This is a genomic window from Pseudomonas lalkuanensis, assembly GCF_008807375.1.
Classification (GTDB): domain Bacteria; phylum Pseudomonadota; class Gammaproteobacteria; order Pseudomonadales; family Pseudomonadaceae; genus Metapseudomonas; species Metapseudomonas lalkuanensis.
On record NZ_CP043311.1, the window covers coordinates 5,541,148 to 5,556,744 of the forward strand.

Genomic DNA, 15,597 nt, shown 5'->3' on the forward strand with positions numbered 1-15,597 from the left:
CTGCAACCCATGGCCGAATCCCTTTCCACTGATGTGCTCATCCTGGGCGGCGGTATCGCCGGCCTGTGGCTCAATGCCCGCCTGCGCCAGCAAGGCTTTGCCACCCTGCTGGTGGAAAAGGCCAGCCTTGGCGGCGAACAGAGCGTCAAATCCCAGGGGATCATCCACGGTGGCGCCAAGTACGCCCTGCACGGAGCCCTCACCGGCGCCTCCGAAGCCATTGCCGACATGCCGCGGCGCTGGCGCGAAGCCCTGGCCGGCAGCGGTGAACTGGACCTCCGGGGCGTGCGCTTGCTCTCCGACGCCCACTATCTCTGGTCCCCCGGCACCCTGGCCGGCAACCTCACCAGTTTCTTCGCCAGCAAGGCGGTACGCGGCCGCGTCGACCAGGTCAAGGGCGATGCCTTGCCGCCGGCACTGCAACACCCGAAGTTCAAGGGCAAGGTCTATCGCCTGGCCGAGCTGGTGCTGGACGTACCCAGCCTGATCACCCGCCTGGCGGAGCTCGCCGGCGACAGCCTGCTCGCGGGCCGTGAAGTCATACCCCTGCGGCACGACGGCCAACTCGCCGGTCTGGTCATCGACGGCCGTGAAGTCCGCGCGCAACGCATCGTGCTCAGCGCCGGCGCCGGCAACCAGGCACTGCTCGAAGCCCTGGGCCTCAGCCAACCGGCCATGCAGCGTCGCCCGCTGCACATGGTGATGGTCAAGGCGCCCAGCCTGAAACCGCTGTACGCCCATTGCCTGGGTGGCGGGCCGAAGCCGCGCGTCACCGTGACCAGCCACCCGGCCGCCGACGGCCAATGGGTGTGGTACCTGGGAGGTGACCTTGCCGAGGCCGACGGCGTGGCCCGCAACGAAGCCGAGCAGATTGCCGCCGCCGAACAGGAGTTACGCCAATTGCTGCCCTGGATCGACCTCTCTGCCGCACAATGGGCGACCCTGCGGGTGGACCGTGCCGAACCGGCCCAGAGCGGCCTGGTTCGTCCGGACAATGCCTTCCTCGCCGAGCAGGACCGCTTGCTGGTGGGCTGGCCCACCAAACTGGCCCTGGCCCCGGATTTCGCCGACCGCGTGCTGGCCGCCTTCGAACGCGACGGCGTGCGGCCGGCGGCCAATCCGCCTCTGCCTGCCCTGCCCCGCCCGACGGTGGCGCAACCGGTATGGGAGGAACTGCTGGGATGAACAACCTGCTCGATCTGCACCGTCCCCTGGGCAGCACCGGCCTGATGGTTTCCCCGCTGGGACTGGGAACCGTCAAACTCGGCCGCGACCAGGGCGTGAAGTACCCCAGCGGCTTCACCATTCCCGACGACGCCGAGGCCCGGCAGCTGCTGGCCCTGGCCCGCGACCTCGGCATCAACCTGATCGACACCGCGCCGGCCTACGGCCGCAGCGAGGAGCGCCTCGGCCCGCTGCTACGCGGCCAGCGCCAGGACTGGGTGATCGTCAGCAAGGTGGGTGAAGAGTTCGAGGGCGGCCTCTCCCGTTTCGACTTCAGCCCCGAACATACGCGCTTCTCCGTCGAACGCAGCCTGAAACGCCTGGAAACGGACTTCATCGACCTGGTGCTGGTGCACTCCGATGGCAACGACCTGGCCATCCTGCGGGACAGCGGTGTCTACGAGACCCTTGCCGAGCTCAGGCAGGCCGGCAAGATCCGCGCCTTCGGCCTCTCCGGCAAGACCGTGGACGGCGGCCTGCTGGCCCTGGAACAGGGGGATTGCGCCATGGTCACCTACAACCTCAATGAACAGGGCGAGAAACCGGTACTCGACTTCGCGGTGCAACAGAACAAGGGCATCCTGATCAAGAAAGGCCTGGCCAGCGGTCATGCCTGCCTTGACGCCGGCGTGGACCCGGTCCGCGCCAGCTTCGAACTGATCTTCGGTCATCCCGGGGTGACCAGCGCGATAATCGGGACCATCAATCCGTTGCATCTGTCCCATAATGTCGCGACGGCTGCCGCCGTCATCGGAGCCCATCGCCACTAGCCGACCCCTGGCCCAGGAGCCGACATGCCGCGAATCCTCGCCCGCAAGGACCCCAGCGCGTTCAAGACCCTCCCGCTGCATGTCGAAGCCAGCGCCGACGCCCTGAGCTACCAGAGCCTGGGGCTGCCGCTGAACTTCACCCAGATGCTGGAAAGGCGCCGCCCAGTCAGGGTGAACGACAACCAGCGCTTCGCGGTGGAACTGGCGAACCTCGGCGTGTCGGTGCGGCTGACCCTGGCGCTGCAGGGGCGCGACTACTGGCTGCTGGTGCGGCAGCGTCGCCAGGATCGCGGCGATACCGTTCTCAAGCTGATTTCCGGCTACGTCCCCGCCCACGAGTTGAACCTGCCGCTGCTCACTGCCATTCAGGAAGTGGCCGAGGAATGCCTGATCGAGACGCCGGAAGGCTGGCTCGCCGGGCGTTTCGGCGACACCTGGCTGCCGACTCCCTACCAGCGGCAACTGCGCTATCGCGAAACCAACCATTTCCGCCTCAGCCCGCTGTCCGGCGCCGCACGCCCGGTGACCAACGGCAAGCTGACGCTGCTGGAACGGCCCGAGGCCTACGTGCACCTGCCCACCGCCTCCCTGCAACTGGTCTACGACCTGCGCCTGGAGCTGCCGAAGGATTGCCACCAGATCAGCCTGTTCCACGTGGACGAAGTGCTGCAGGACGGCAAACTGGTGGCCAGCCTGGAGCGGCGCCGGCCCGACATCTACCTGCTACCGCTGCATCAGGGCCTGCCCACCGGCGACCTGCTGACCCTGCGCAACGGCGAGTTCAAGTCGGCCAGCACCCGTGGCGTCTGGCTCTCGGAGAGTTTCGCCGAGCAGGATGGCTGGCTGGTACACGAGGAGCGCGTGCGCTGGCGGGACTGGCTATCCCGGGTAGGGACGGCCCGCCCGCAGGGAAAAAAGTTGGCCTGCTGACAGCCGGGGCGCCCAAGAAGTCGCCCCGTCGCCATTAAGCGTGTTCCCGCCTTGCGGCATCACTTCAGTTCACTGGAGTTCTTGCCCAGCAGCCGTCGCGCCACGATCAGCAACTGGATCTGCTGGGTGCCTTCGAAGATGTCGAGGATCTTCGAGTCCCGCGCCCACTTCTCCAGCAACTCGTCTTCGCCGTAACCCAGGGCACCGGCCAGTTCCACGCATTTCAGGGTGACCTCGTTGGCCACGCGTCCAGCCTTGGCCTTGGCGATGGACGCCTCCTTGGAATTGGGCAGCCGGTTGTCGGCCATCCAGGCCGCCTTCAGGGTCAGCAGGCGCGCAGCCTCCCACTCCGCCTCCAGGCGATAGAGCGTGGCCTCGGCATGGCTGACGACCAACAACGACTTGCGGTAGTCGAACCGGCAACCGGCCTTGGAAAGCAGCTCGCGGGTGCGGTCCAGGGCGGCCTTGGCGACTCCCACCGCCATGCCGGCCACCAGCGGGCGGGTGTTGTCGAAGGTTTCCATCACCCCGGCAAAGCCTTTCTGCACGTCGATCTCGGCGTTACCCAACAGGTTGGCCGCCGGCACCCGGCAGTCGTTGAAACTGATGGAGACGGTGTCCGACGCCTTGATGCCGAGCTTCTTCTCCAGTCGGGTCACGCTCATGCCGGGCGTGCCCTTCTCCACCACGAAGGACTTGATCGCCGCACGCCCCAGGCTGCGATCCAGGCTGGCCCAGACCACCACCGAGTCGGCACGCCCGCCGGAGGTGACGAAGATCTTCTCGCCATTGAGCACGTAATGGTCGCCATCCTTCACCGCCGTGGTGCGGATGGCCGCCGAGTCGGAACCGCAGCCGGGCTCGGTGATGGCCATCGCCGCCCAGGTGCCGCGCAGGCGCGCGAGCTGTTCCTCATTGGCCACCGCAGCGATGGCGGCATTGCCAAGCCCCTGGCGCGGCATGGCCAGGAGCAGGCCGACATCGCCCCAGCACAGCTCCATGACGCCGAGCAGCGCGGACAGGTTGCCGCCGTTACGCACCCCCTCCTCCGCCCCCGCGCCGCGCTTGCTCGCCGAGCCGGCACCGACGGTCTCCGGGGAGCCGGCGTTCATGCCGTCCAGCAGGGCCGCCAGAAGGTCCAGTTCGCGGGGGTAGGCGTGTTCGGCCTTGTCGTATTTGCGCGACAAGGGGCGGAAGTACTGTTGCGCGACCTGATGGGCCTGATGGCTGAGGCCGCGGAATTTCTTCGGGATTTCCAGATTCATGCTGCCTTCCTCACAAGTGCAGGCCGCCGCTCATCAGGGCGACGGCGCGCAGGTCGCGGTACCAGCGCTCGGCCGGGTGCTCCTGGGTGAAACCATGTCCGCCGAGCAGTTGCACGGTGTCGGTACCGATCTTCATGGCCTTCTCGGCACAGAGCAGTCGTGCCAGGTAAGCCTCGCGCCCGAACGCTTCGCCACGATCGGCGCGGGCACAGGCCCGCCAGACCATCAGGCGCATGGCGTCCAGTTCGATGGCGATGTCCGCGACCATGAAGGCCACGCCCTGGCGATGGCTGATGGGTTCGCCGAAGGCCGTACGTTCGTTGCAGTAGCCGATCACGTAGTCCAGTGCAGCCTGGGCGGTGCCCAGCGCCAACGCGCACCAGGCCAGGTGGCCGAGGTCGAGGAAGCTCCGGTAGTCGAAGTCGACGGCGGCCAGGCGGTTCGCCGCCGGAACTTTCACTCCCTTGAGGCGAATCCGCGCTGTGCCGCAGGCCTTCAGGCCCATGGCCGGCTCCGGGCGCAGGTCGAGCCCCTTGCTGCCCGCTTCGACCAGGAACAACGCCGGCCCGCTACCGGTTTCCGCGGCCACTATCAGGCGGCTGGCGTCCAGGGCACCCGGCACCAGGCACTTCTCGCCAGTGAGCACAAAGCTGCTTCCCTTGCGCCGCGCGCGGGTGGCCAGCTTGCCGGGATCGAACAGCACGGCCGGTTCGTTGACGGCAATGGCCATGGGCGGCGCCGGCTGCTCACCGACAAAGGCCGGCAGCCAGGCGGCCTGCTGCTCGGCAGAAGCCCAGCGGCGGATGCAATTGGCGGCCGACAACGGCGCCAGCAGCGCTGCGGCAAGACTGAGATCGCCTTTGGCCAGGGCCTCGGCCATCAGCGCATTGGTGAGGATCGTGCGCTCGCCTGCCAGGCCACCCAGGTTCTCGCCAACCCCATAGTGGGCCAGTCCGAGTTCGTGGCCCTGGTTGAGCAAGGCAGCCGGCACCGCGCAGCGAGCGTCGGCGTCATGGGCCGCCGGGCACAGGGATTGCCTGGCGAAGGCTTCCAGCATCTCCACCAGCATCCGCTGTTCGTCGGACAGGGACAGGTCGAACAGCTCATCCGCCCCGGACTGGCGCGGCACCTTGCGCACCCGCCGCGCGGCCAGCATGAAGCCGGCGCGGACGCCGCCGTAGAGGAACTTCTCGAAAACCTTGCGCAGTTTGAGGCGGTCAGGCCAGTGGGCCTGGGCCACGCGATTGAGCACGGCCAGGGCGCGGCCCTGTGCGTTGGGGAACATCGGCATCGCACTCCATGCAGGATGAGGATGCCTTGATGATGTTCGGCATCGACCCGGTCGCCTATGACCGGGCCGACGCCCGCGACTGGCAGCGCTGCCAGTGAGGGAGGTTACTTGCTGCGGATCTTCTCGACGATGGCTGTGGTGGAGCTGTTCTCCACCAGGCCCAGCACGCGCACTTCACCGCCGTGGGCACGGACGATGTCGGCACCGACCACCTGGTCGATGCCATAGTCGCCGCCCTTGACCAGCACATCGGGTTTGACCTGGCCGAGCAGGCGCTCCGGGGTGTCTTCATGGAAGCTGACGACCCAGTCGACGGCACCGAGGCCCGCCAGCACCGCCATGCGCCGCTCAACGCTGTTGATCGGGCGGCCCGGCCCCTTGAGGCGGCTTACCGATGCATCGTCATTGACCGCCAGCACGAGGCGGTCGCCCTGTGCGCGGGCCTGTTCCAGGTAGGTCACGTGGCCGGCGTGGAGGATGTCGAAGCAGCCGTTGGTGAAGACGATCTTCTCGCCATGGGCGCGGGCGTCCTCGATGGCCAGCAGCAGTTGGTCGAGGCTCAGCACACCGCGCTCGGAACCCTGCTCGCGCTGCACGGCACGGCGCAGTTCCGGAGCGCTGATGGCGGCGGTACCGAGCTTGCCGACCACGATGCCGGCAGCGAGGTTGGCCAACGCCACGGCCTGCGGCAGTTCTTCGCCTGTGGCCAGGGCGGCGGCGAGAGTGGAAATCACGGTATCGCCGGCGCCGGTGACATCGAATACTTCACGGGCGCGGGCCGGCAGGTGCAGCGGGGAATGGCCGGGACGCAGCAGGGTCATGCCGTGTTCGCCGCGGGTCACCAGCAGGGAGCCCAGTTCCAGCTCCTGCATCAGGCCAGCGCCCTTGGCGACCAGATCGGCCTCATCGGCGCAACGGCCGACGATGGATTCGAATTCGCTGAGGTTAGGGGTGATCAGGCTGGCACCGCGATAGATGCTGAAATCCTTGCCCTTGGGGTCGGCCAGCACCGGAACACCGCGACGGCGAGCGGCCTGGATCAGTGCCTGGTGGTTCTTCAGTGCGCCCTTGCCGTAGTCGGACAGCACCAGCACCTTCGCCTGTGGCAGCAAGCGCTCGACCTCAGCGGCCAGCGCCTCGGCGTTGGTATCGAAGGCTTCCTCGAAGTCCATGCGCAGCAGCTGCTGGTGGCGGCTCATGACGCGCAGCTTGACGATGGTCGGCTGCTCGGCAAGTCGCTGGAAATGCACATCCACGCCAGCGGCGTTGAGGCTGTCGGTGAGGCTTGCGGCAGCTTCGTCGATACCGGTGATTCCCACCAGCATGGCCGGCGCCCCGAGGGCGGCAATGTTCAGCGCGACGTTTGCGGCACCGCCGGGACGGTCCTCGATCTGCTCCACCTTGACCACGGGCACCGGCGCTTCGGGCGAAATGCGCGAAGTGCCGCCATGCCAGTAGCGGTCAAGCATGACGTCGCCCACCACCAGAACGGGGGCCTGATCGAATCGGGGCATGGACAGCTTCATGGGGTCTCCGGACGTCAAAATCGGCGCGGATCATACCATAGCAGGTCAGTTGGACTGACCTGCTCGATCTGACGCAGGGTGCATCCGGCCCCGTTCGCGGTGACGCACCGACTTGCGGAAGCAATCACCCGAACGGCGGCCGCTGGATCACCCGGCTCAGCCCGCCTCCGGCTGGGTCTCCTCGGCGAACTGGTTGGCATGCAGACGGGCGTAATAGCCGTTCATGGCCAGCAGCTCGGCATGGGTGCCGCGCTCGACGATGCGGCCCTGATCCATGACCAGGATCAGGTCCGCCTTCTCGATGGTGGAGAGGCGGTGGGCGATGACCAGGGTGGTACGGCCATCCATCACGCGGTCCAGCGCAGCCTGGATGTGCCGTTCGGACTCGGTATCCAGGGCCGAGGTGGCCTCGTCCAGCACCAGCACCGGCGCGTTCTTCAGCAGGGCGCGGGCGATCGCCAGGCGCTGGCGCTGGCCGCCGGAAAGCAGCACGCCGTTCTCACCCACCTCGGTATCGAAGCCTTGCGGCAACTTGTCGACGAACTCCTTCGCGTAGGCCGCCTCGGCCGCCCGCTCGACATCCTCACGTGGCGCGCCGGCGAGATCGCCGTAGGCGATATTGTTGGCTACCGAGTCGTTGAACAGGGTCACCTGCTGGGTCACCAGGGCGATGTGGCGGCGCAGGTTACGCAGGCGATAATCCTCGATGTCGACGCCATCCAGCAGGATCTGCCCCTGCTCATGGTGGTAAAAGCGCGGAATGAGGTTGGCCAGCGTGGACTTGCCACTGCCGGAACGCCCGACCAGTGCGATCATCTGCCCGGGCGCGGCCTCGAAGCTGATGTCCTGCAGCACCGCCTTGTCGGTACCGGGATACTGGAAGCTGAGGTTGCGGACTTCGAGGCGGCCGCCTACCCGCTCCCGCTCGACGGTGCCACGATCCACCTCGGTCTCTTCGTCGAGTTGCTCGAAGATGCTTTCCGCACCGGCGACGCCGCGCTGCACGGTAGAGCTGACTTCGGAAAGCTGGCGGATCGGCTTCGGCAGCAGGCCGGCGGCAGTGATGTAGGCGACCAGGTCGCCAGCACTCGCATCACCGCGCAGGAAAAGCACGAGGAACATCAGGGCTGCCATGGCGGAGTAGATCACCAGTTGCAGCATCGGGGTATAGACAGCCGAGGTCTTGGTCATCCGCAGTTGCTTGCGGGTGTTGTCTTCGCTGGCGTTCCTGAAGCGACCGGATTCGTAAGGCTCGCCGCCGAAGCTGCGAACCACGCGGTAGCCCTGGATGGTTTCGGAGGCCACATGGGTCACATCGCCCATGGCCACCTGGATCTTCTTGCTCTGTTTGCGGAATTTCTTGCTGGCGCTGCTCACCATCAGAGCGATCAGCGGCAGGATGGCGACCATCACCAGGGTCAGTTTCCAGTTCATCCACAGCAGGTAGCCGAACAGGAAGACCACGGTGAGCCCTTCGCGAATCACCACCTTGATGGCATCGGTCGCCGCGCCGGTGACCATGGTCACGTTGAAGGTGATGCGCGAGATCAGGTGTCCCGAGTTATGGCTGTCGAAATAGCGATTCGGCAAGGAGAGCAGACTATCGAACAGGGCCAGGCGCAAGTCGTGCACCAGTCCGAGCGAAACCTTGGCCAGGAAGTAATTGCCCAGGTACGACCCGAGCCCCTGCCACGCGGCGATCAGGATGATCAGCAATGGGACCGCGAGCAGCAGTTTCATGTCCTGAAGGTAGGGAACGCCCGGGAACAGGACGGCGTCCGGATTGCTCAGGCCATCGACGAAATACTTGAGGATGCCTGCCAGCATCGGCTGGGTGGAGGCGAAGATGATGTAACCGATGATGCTGACCAGGAACATCCCGATATAGGGGCGGACGTAGCCCAGCAGACGAAGGTAGATCTTGAGGCTGGAGGGCCGGGAGGCTTCAGGTTGCTGATCGGACATGCGCTCACGCGTCGACGTTGTCGAAAAGTTGCAAAGCTTATCATAGAGCAGCCGCCCCCTCGCCGCGGATGCTAAAATGCCAGCCTTTTGCAGCGTATTACCGGTCCAGACAGTGCAGTCCATCCCCATGCTTTCCAGCCCCGCAGCGCCTTCCATTTCTCAATTCGTCGTACGTCGCTGGCTGGTGCTGGGCTACCTGGCTCTGCTCACCGGAATGTTCTGGCTTGCCAACAGCAGTCTCTACACCAAAGTCTTCTACGGCCTGGTCGCCTTCCCCGCGCTACTGGCGCTGGTGCACAAACCACGCAGGCTAAGCGACCTGATCCGCGAACCGATGCTGCTGGCCTTCCTGGCCCTCTCCGCCTGGCTCCTGCTCAGCCTGACCTGGTCGGGAACCGAAGATGATCCCGGGGGACTGGCCAAACGGCCGCTCTACGTGTTCATGCTCTTTGCCAGCTGTACCCTGATCGCCCTGGAAGACCGGGAACTGCTGCTCAAGGCACTGAAAGCGGGGGCTGCGCTGGCTGCCCTGGCTGCGCTGGTCAATCTGGTTATCTATTTCATGGAGCCCCCCCTGGAATGGCGCCTGATCGGCGTCGGGGCGCTGCGCAACCCGCTGCTGACCTCTCACGTATTCGGCATGTTCTGTGCCTACTGGATTGCCGTCTGGCTGACCCGGGACGTGCGCCGGGACTGGATTCCGATCCTCTGCGCTGTGCCGCTCCTGGCGGCACTGATGGCGACTGGGTCCCGCACACCGCTGCTGGCACTCGCGCTGATGAACCTCTGGATGCTGATCATGACACCACGCCGGGCCGCCTACCTTGCAGCGATTGGCGTCGTGCTCATCGCTGCGAGCTTCTTCGCATTCCCGGACCTTCTGCTGCAGCGCGGCCTTTCCTTACGCCCTCAGATCTGGGGCGATGCACTTGGTCAGGCGTTGCAGCACCTATGGCTCGGCTACGGCTACGGCAGCAGTTTCACCTTCCACGCGGAAGGTCTCGGCATGAGCATGAGCGATCCGCACAACGTCGAACTTGCCGTATTACTGGAACTCGGCCTGGTTGGATTGCTGTTCTGGCTGATGATGTACGGCTTCGGCATCTGGCGCTGCTTCAGCCAGCGCAAGCACAAAGGCTTCAAGGTCGCGTCGGCACTGCTCGTCTACGGCATCGGCGCCGGCCTCACAGAAGGCAGCAGCTTCCTCCCGCGCCCGAACGAGAGCTGGTTCCTGATCTGGATCCCGCTTTCGCTGGTCGCCGCCTTGTCCATCAGTCAACGAGCCCTGGATAAGCAATGAAGACTCTGAACGAGGCGCAGCTCGATTCACTGCTGCTCGGTGCCCAGACCATCGAAGAAGACGGTTTCGGACTGAAAGTCGCACGCCTGTCGAATGGCGACTTTCTCAAGCTCTATCGGCGCAAGCGACTGCTTTCGTCCTCACTGTGGTCCCCCCCCGCCCAGCGCTTCGCCCGCAATGCGGAGCGCTTGCGGCAACTGGGTATTGCCGCGCCGGTGATCAAGCAACTGATGCTGATTCCGAGCCGAAAGCTCAACGCCGTGCAGTATCGCCCGCTGCCGGGGGACACCTTGCGCAGTCGCTGGAGAGCTCTCGATGACTCGGCACGGGAAAAGGACGTGGAACAGTTCGGGGCCTTTCTCGGCCAGCTCCACCTGATGGGCATCTACTTCCGCTCACTGCACCTGGGCAACGTGCTGAAGCTGCCCGAAGGCGAACTCGGCCTGATCGACCTGTCTGACATGAAGATCGAGAATCGACCGCTGGCCACCTGGAAGCGCAGCCGCAACCTCCAGCATATTCTGCGCTACAGGGAAGACAGCAACTGGCTGCTTCGGCTGCATCGCGCCGCCTGGATCAAAGGCTACTCCAGCACCTGCGGAGACGCCGCAGCAGCCCGCTTTAGCCGCGACCTGTCCCGCATCCTGCCGGAAACTTAACCGAGCATCAGCCGACCAAGCGCCCGCAGGGTCTTGCCATTCCAGTAGCGAAGCGGCAACTGGCGAAGCAGCTCGCGCGCCAGCGGCTTGTCGTCACGCGCGCACTTGAGCAGCATCGAATTGATGAACTTCGCGCAGACTTCCGGGTAGGCCGGATGATCGGAGAACCGTGCGTAGGTCTGCATGACCATGTCGATCATAAAACGCCGGTTCTTGTAGGTATTGGTGCCGTGTACGCGGTACTTGGCCAGCACATCGGGCAACACGTCGATGAAATAACCCGCCCGCGTGATGCTGAGCTCCACGAGCAGGTCCTCTAGGCGAATGCTTGGATCGAACCCACCCACTGTTTCCAACGCTTCACGCCTGAACAGCAAAGTCGGCGCGGGCGCGCCGTCCTTGGCTGCATTGAAGACGTCGTCGAAGTCCAGGCGCCGGAACGACCGCGCCCGATCACGCTTCCCCAGGGCGTTCCCCTGACCATCGATATGCTGGATATTGCCCGCGCAGATACCTACTTCGGGTTTGTCCTTCATGTAGGCGACCTGAATTGCCAATCGCTCGGGCACCATGATGTCGTCTGAGCCGAAAGGTGCGATCAGGCTGCCCTTCGAACGGGCGATCGTCTCGTTCAGGGTACGGGCAAGCCCCTGATTCTCCTGGGCCACGAAATCGAAGCCGTGGATCTCCTGCAGACGGCGAATTCGCGCGACGCTGTCGTCACGGGAGCCGTCATCGACCACCAGCAGTTCGACATTCGGATAGGTCTGGGCCAGTACGCTCTCGATGGCGGCTTCGATGTAGTCGGCGTGGTTGTAGGAGGAAATGACCACGCTGACCAGCGGCAGATCCTTCGAATCACTCATTGCGTTTACCTTCCAGCAGTTCCACCAGCAATTCGCGGTACTGGCGGCGGAAATCGTCGATCGAATGGGCACGGCAAAGATACTGGTAAGCACGTGCGCCTTCGGCGGCTCGCTCGTCGGCGGACAGCGCCAGCACATCGCGCAGGTGCACGGCCAACGCGGCATGTTGGCCGGCGGGTGCGATACGGCCGCCGCAATCCTCGAGGATCGGCTTGAGACTGGGAATATCAGAGCCGATGACCGGAAGGTGACCGCTCATACCTTCCAGCAGGGCCAGAGGCAGGCCCTCGCTCAAGGAAGGCATGACAAAAGCGTCGAAGGCGCGCACGTACTGCAGCGCATCATCTTTCGCACCCAATAGCAGCGCCCGCTCTTTCAAGCCCAGCGCTGCGATTGCCGCTTCCAGCTCGGGGCGGGCGCGGCCTTCGCCGATGATCGCCAACAGGGCACCAGGGTGCTCGTCCTTGATCTCCGCGAAGGCCCGCAGCAAGTGGATGTGCCCCTTGACCGGCACCAGGCGGCCAATGGCACCGAACACGAAGGCATCTGCCGGCAGGCCCAACATTTCCCGCGCCTTGTCGCGTGGATGCTGCAGGCCTTCGGCGCGGGCGATATCGATGGCGTTGTTGATCTGCCGGGTATTGGCAGGCGTGAAACCCGCACCGGCGCCTACCAGATAATCGCGCACGGCGCGGGAGACCCCGACCAGGCGCCAGGCTGGCGTCATCAACTGGCGGGCTACCCAGCAGCGAAACGAACGGTCGTACTCACCAAAGCCGTGGGCGACACCAATGCAGGCGCGGATGCGCAGCCAGCGGTTCAGCAGCATCAACATGTTCACCGGCTTGAAGCGATGGGTGATCACCGCGTCATAGCCTTCAGCCCGGCAATGTTTGTACAGCGCCCACAGGGCACGCAGGCGCAGGCCACTGACCGCCGACTTGCTATAGCCGAAGTAGATCGAACGCTCGGCCTTGCTCACTGGTTCGCCGGGGCCGGGACGTCCGCGCAGGAAAGCGGTGGTCACCTCATAGCGGTCGGTCGGCAGGGCCTGGATGATCTGCTCGGCCAGGTCGGACGCATTGACGTTGTAGTAGTTCTGCAGCTGCAGAACCTTGATACGGCGCTGGCTCATTCCGGGTTCTTCTTGGGCTTCAGCCACAAACGCAGGGCCTTGCGGCTGTACGACAGTTTGAAAAGCACTCGCCAATCCGTCCGCAGCGCTTCGCGGTAGTAGTCACGGGCGCTGTCCTGGTCGCCAGCGAGCAGGCAGGTGCGGAACAGCGACAGGCAACGCTGGGCGCGATAGGCGGGCTTGAGCGATTGCAGGCTGGCCGGGAGTTTGACGAAGACTTCGTCCACCAGCGCCAGGCCCACCTTGCGAGCGGCCTCGGCGTTATGCCGCAGGCTGCCGGGATGCTTGTGGATGCGCGCCAGCATGGCATCGAGAACTACCACCTGGCGCTGGGTGAGGCAGTAAGCGAAGACCGGAATGTCCTCGCTGTGGCGCAGGTGTTCGGGATAAGGCCGTTCCAGCAGCAGCTCGCGAAGGAAAACGCAGGAGCCGTGGCTGAGGGCAATCCGCTTGTCCAGCAGGTAGCCCCTGAGGCGATCGAGCGCGTCGCCGGGCACAGCGCTGGCGGGATGCTCGCGCTCCCGGCCGTCGGGGTGCACCGCAACATGGCCAGCCAGCCACAGGCCGACGTCAGGCTGTTGCCGCAGACGCTCGCAAAGATCCGGAAGTACCCCGGGAGCCAATTCGTCATCGGCATCCAGCAGCAGCACGTAGCGCCCCTGGGCCAGTTGCACTCCATTGTTTCGAGCCGCAGAAGGGCCGGCGTTGGCCTGGCGCACGCCCTGGAAGGCGGCGCCATGACGCTGGCTCAGGGCAGTGAAAACTGCCGGGGTGTCGTCGGTGGAGCCATCGTCCACGACCCAGAGTTCGACCTCCGGGGTGGCCTGGGAAAGCACCGACTCGACGGCGCGCGGGAGCACGCCCGCGTAGTTGTAGGTAGGAATGATGACGCTAAGCAGTGGCTTAGCCGACATTGTCATACCAGTCCTTGCCTTCCTTGACGACGAGGATGTCTTCCATGATCAGGTACTGCAGGTCCGAGCCGTAGAACATGTTCAGCGCGTCGGTGGGCGAGCAGATCATCGGCTCGCCACGACGGTTGAGCGAGGTGTTCAGGGACACGCCGTTGCCGGTGAGCACTTCCAGTTCCTTCATCAGGTCATACCAACGCGGATTGTGGCGACGCTCCAGCACCTGGGCGCGGGAAGTGCCGTCCTCGTGCACCACTTCGGCCACGCGGGTCTTCCACTCTTCGTTGACTTCGAAGGTGAAGGTCATGAAGGGCGACGGGTGATCGACCTTGAGCATCTGCGGCGCGACGGTGTCCAGCATCGACGGGCAGAAGGGGCGCCAGCGCTCGCGGAACTTGATCTGCTCGTTGATGCGGTCGGCCACGCCGACAGCGCTCGGGCAGCCGATGATGGAACGGCCGCCGAGGGCGCGCGGACCGAACTCCATGCGGCCCTGGAACCAGGCCACGGGGTTGCCGTCGACCATGATCTTGGCAATGCGCTGGGGCGTGTTCTCGATGCGTTTGAACACCGGCTTCTGCGGGTGTTTGGCACAGGCAGCGATCACGTCTTCGTTGGAGAAGGACGGGCCGAGGTAGACGTGTTCCATCTTCTCCACCGGCACGCCGCGCTTGACCGATACGAAGGCGGCGGCGCCCACGGAAGTGCCGGCATCACCGGAAGCGGGCTGGACGAACAGCTCCTTCACTTCCGGGCGGGCGATGATCTTCTGGTTCAGCTTGACGTTCAGTGCGCAGCCGCCGGCAAAGGCGATCTTGCCGGTCTCGCGGATGATGTCGCCGAGGTAGTAGTCCATCATCTCCAGCGCCAGCTTCTCGAACAGGGCCTGCATGCTGGCGGCGTAATGGATGTAGGGATCGTCGGCGATGTCGCCCTGGCGTTTCGGGCCCAGCCACTCGATCAGCTTGGGCGAGAAGTAGTAGCCCTTGCCGTTTTCCTTGTAGCGGCGGAATCCGATGACGTTGGCGTAATCGGTGTTGATGATCAGCTCACCGTTCTCGAACTTCGCCAGGCGCGAGAAATCGTACTTGGCGGCGTCGCCGTAGGGCGCCATGCCCATGACCTTGAACTCGCCATCGAGCATCTCGAAGCCCAGGTACTCGGTGATCGCACCGTAGAGGCCGCCGAGGGAGTCCGGATCGTAGAACTCCTTGATCTTGTGGATCTTGCCGTTCTCGCCCCAGCCGAAGAAGGTGGTGGCGTACTCGCCCTTGCCGTCGATACCGAGGATCGCGGTCTTCTCCTTGAAGCCGGAGCAGTGGTAGGCGCTGGAAGCGTGGGCCAGGTGGTGCTCAACCGGCTCGATCTTCACCTTCTTGGCGTCGAAGCCCAGTTGCTCCAGGCACCAGACGATCTTCTTGCGGTAGCGCTTGTAGCGACGGTTGCCCATGAGGATGGCGTCGAGCGCGCGATCCGGGGCGTACCAGTAGCGCTTGGCGTAGTGCCAGCGGGCCTTGCCGAACAGGCTGATGGGGGCGAAGGGAATGGCCACGACGTCGACGTCGGACGGCTTGATGCCGGCCTGTTCCAGGCAGAACTTGGCCGACTCGTAGGGCATGCGATTCTTCGCGTGCTTGTCGCGCACGAAGCGCTCTTCTTCGGCGGCCGCGATCAGCTTGCCGTCGATGTAGAGCGCGGCGGAGGGATCATGGCTGAGGGCGCCGGAAAGGCCGAGAATCGTCAATGCCACGGGGG

General features: G+C 64.9%; 13 protein-coding genes. 5 read left to right on the plus strand and 8 right to left on the minus strand.

The features are described 5' to 3' along the window. Window positions 1-9 precede the first annotated feature (9 nt). The 3 genes from FXN65_RS25565 to FXN65_RS25575 are packed head-to-tail and all read left to right on the plus strand — an operon-like array spanning window position 10 to window position 2,924. Window positions 10-1,185 (plus strand): NAD(P)/FAD-dependent oxidoreductase, encoded by a 1,176-nt coding sequence (locus FXN65_RS25565; RefSeq protein ID WP_151137670.1) that lies wholly within the window; start codon window positions 10-12, stop codon window positions 1,183-1,185. Continuing rightward, complete coding sequence (locus tag FXN65_RS25570; RefSeq protein WP_151137673.1) at window positions 1,182-1,994, plus strand: aldo/keto reductase; 813 nt, start codon at window positions 1,182-1,184, stop codon at window positions 1,992-1,994. Before FXN65_RS25565 ends, FXN65_RS25570 begins: the two co-directional genes overlap by 4 nt. A 24-nt stretch (window positions 1,995-2,018) precedes the next feature. Beyond that, a complete protein-coding gene (locus FXN65_RS25575) occupies window positions 2,019-2,924 on the plus strand; it encodes a metal ABC transporter ATPase (RefSeq protein WP_151137675.1) in 906 nt (301 codons plus the stop codon). A 59-nt stretch (window positions 2,925-2,983) separates the two neighbouring features. Here FXN65_RS25575 and FXN65_RS25580 read toward each other — a convergent pair whose 3' ends face one another. The 4 genes from FXN65_RS25580 to msbA form a co-directional block, all read right to left on the minus strand. Continuing rightward, the gene (locus FXN65_RS25580) at window positions 2,984-4,189 is read right to left on the minus strand and encodes an acyl-CoA dehydrogenase family protein (RefSeq protein ID WP_151137677.1); all 1,206 of its coding nucleotides are present in this window, start codon (window positions 4,187-4,189) and stop codon (window positions 2,984-2,986) included. A 10-nt stretch (window positions 4,190-4,199) separates the two neighbouring features. Next, window positions 4,200-5,480 carry an acyl-CoA dehydrogenase family protein gene (locus FXN65_RS25585; protein ID WP_151137680.1) on the minus strand — a complete coding sequence of 427 codons (1,281 nt, stop codon included), beginning with the start codon at window positions 5,478-5,480 and terminating at the stop codon, window positions 4,200-4,202. Window positions 5,481-5,584: 104 nt separating this feature from the next. Next, window positions 5,585-7,006: a bifunctional D-glycero-beta-D-manno-heptose-7-phosphate kinase/D-glycero-beta-D-manno-heptose 1-phosphate adenylyltransferase HldE gene (gene hldE / locus FXN65_RS25590; protein ID WP_151137682.1), complete on the minus strand. Its 1,422-nt coding sequence runs from the start codon at window positions 7,004-7,006 to the stop codon at window positions 5,585-5,587. Between the two features lie 156 nt (window positions 7,007-7,162). Beyond that, the gene (gene msbA, locus FXN65_RS25595; protein WP_151137685.1) at window positions 7,163-8,971 is read right to left on the minus strand and encodes a lipid A export permease/ATP-binding protein MsbA; all 1,809 of its coding nucleotides are present in this window, start codon (window positions 8,969-8,971) and stop codon (window positions 7,163-7,165) included. Window positions 8,972-9,155: 184 nt separating this feature from the next. Here msbA and FXN65_RS25600 point away from each other — a divergent pair, with 184 nt between their 5' ends. After that, window positions 9,156-10,271 carry an O-antigen ligase family protein gene (locus tag FXN65_RS25600; protein ID WP_244620698.1) on the plus strand — a complete coding sequence of 372 codons (1,116 nt, stop codon included), beginning with the start codon at window positions 9,156-9,158 and terminating at the stop codon, window positions 10,269-10,271. After that, complete coding sequence (locus tag FXN65_RS25605; protein WP_151137690.1) at window positions 10,268-10,930, plus strand: lipopolysaccharide kinase InaA family protein; 663 nt, start codon at window positions 10,268-10,270, stop codon at window positions 10,928-10,930. The genes FXN65_RS25600 and FXN65_RS25605 overlap by 4 nt, the downstream gene beginning before the upstream one ends. Here the strand turns inward: FXN65_RS25605 and FXN65_RS25610 are convergent. From FXN65_RS25610 to FXN65_RS25625, 4 genes are read right to left on the minus strand one after another with little or no spacing between them, the layout of a single operon-like run. Then, on the minus strand, window positions 10,927-11,796 hold the full coding sequence (locus tag FXN65_RS25610; RefSeq protein WP_151137692.1) for a glycosyltransferase: 870 nt from the start codon (window positions 11,794-11,796) through the stop codon (window positions 10,927-10,929). The two genes, FXN65_RS25605 and FXN65_RS25610, sit on opposite strands and share 4 nt — an antisense overlap. Further along, window positions 11,789-12,931 carry a glycosyltransferase gene (locus FXN65_RS25615; RefSeq protein ID WP_151137695.1) on the minus strand — a complete coding sequence of 381 codons (1,143 nt, stop codon included), beginning with the start codon at window positions 12,929-12,931 and terminating at the stop codon, window positions 11,789-11,791. Before FXN65_RS25615 ends, FXN65_RS25610 begins: the two co-directional genes overlap by 8 nt. Further along, entirely contained in the window at window positions 12,928-13,845 is a 918-nt protein-coding gene (locus FXN65_RS25620) for a glycosyltransferase family 2 protein (RefSeq protein ID WP_151137697.1), read from the minus strand. Before FXN65_RS25620 ends, FXN65_RS25615 begins: the two co-directional genes overlap by 4 nt. After that, window positions 13,835-15,592, minus strand: a complete 1,758-nt coding sequence (locus FXN65_RS25625; RefSeq protein WP_151137699.1) for a carbamoyltransferase family protein — start codon at window positions 15,590-15,592, stop codon at window positions 13,835-13,837. The genes FXN65_RS25620 and FXN65_RS25625 overlap by 11 nt, the downstream gene beginning before the upstream one ends. Window positions 15,593-15,597: the final 5 nt, after the last annotated feature.

What these genes read in the sequence shown, in the direction of transcription:
- msbA (WP_151137685.1), bottom strand. Translation starts at nt 8,971, where the DNA reads ATGTCCGATCAGCAACCTGAAGCCTCCCGGCCCTCCAGCCTCAAGATC.
- FXN65_RS25615 (WP_151137695.1), bottom strand. Translation starts at nt 12,931, where the DNA reads ATGAGCCAGCGCCGTATCAAGGTTCTGCAGCTGCAGAACTACTACAAC.
- FXN65_RS25605 (WP_151137690.1), top strand. Translation starts at nt 10,268, where the DNA reads ATGAAGACTCTGAACGAGGCGCAGCTCGATTCACTGCTGCTCGGTGCC.
- hldE (WP_151137682.1), bottom strand. Translation starts at nt 7,006, where the DNA reads ATGAAGCTGTCCATGCCCCGATTCGATCAGGCCCCCGTTCTGGTGGTG.
- FXN65_RS25570 (WP_151137673.1), top strand. Translation starts at nt 1,182, where the DNA reads ATGAACAACCTGCTCGATCTGCACCGTCCCCTGGGCAGCACCGGCCTG.
- FXN65_RS25585 (WP_151137680.1), bottom strand. Translation starts at nt 5,480, where the DNA reads ATGCCGATGTTCCCCAACGCACAGGGCCGCGCCCTGGCCGTGCTCAAT.
- FXN65_RS25620 (WP_151137697.1), bottom strand. Translation starts at nt 13,845, where the DNA reads ATGTCGGCTAAGCCACTGCTTAGCGTCATCATTCCTACCTACAACTAC.
- FXN65_RS25610 (WP_151137692.1), bottom strand. Translation starts at nt 11,796, where the DNA reads ATGAGTGATTCGAAGGATCTGCCGCTGGTCAGCGTGGTCATTTCCTCC.
- FXN65_RS25580 (WP_151137677.1), bottom strand. Translation starts at nt 4,189, where the DNA reads ATGAATCTGGAAATCCCGAAGAAATTCCGCGGCCTCAGCCATCAGGCC.
- FXN65_RS25565 (WP_151137670.1), top strand. Translation starts at nt 10, where the DNA reads ATGGCCGAATCCCTTTCCACTGATGTGCTCATCCTGGGCGGCGGTATC.
- FXN65_RS25575 (WP_151137675.1), top strand. Translation starts at nt 2,019, where the DNA reads ATGCCGCGAATCCTCGCCCGCAAGGACCCCAGCGCGTTCAAGACCCTC.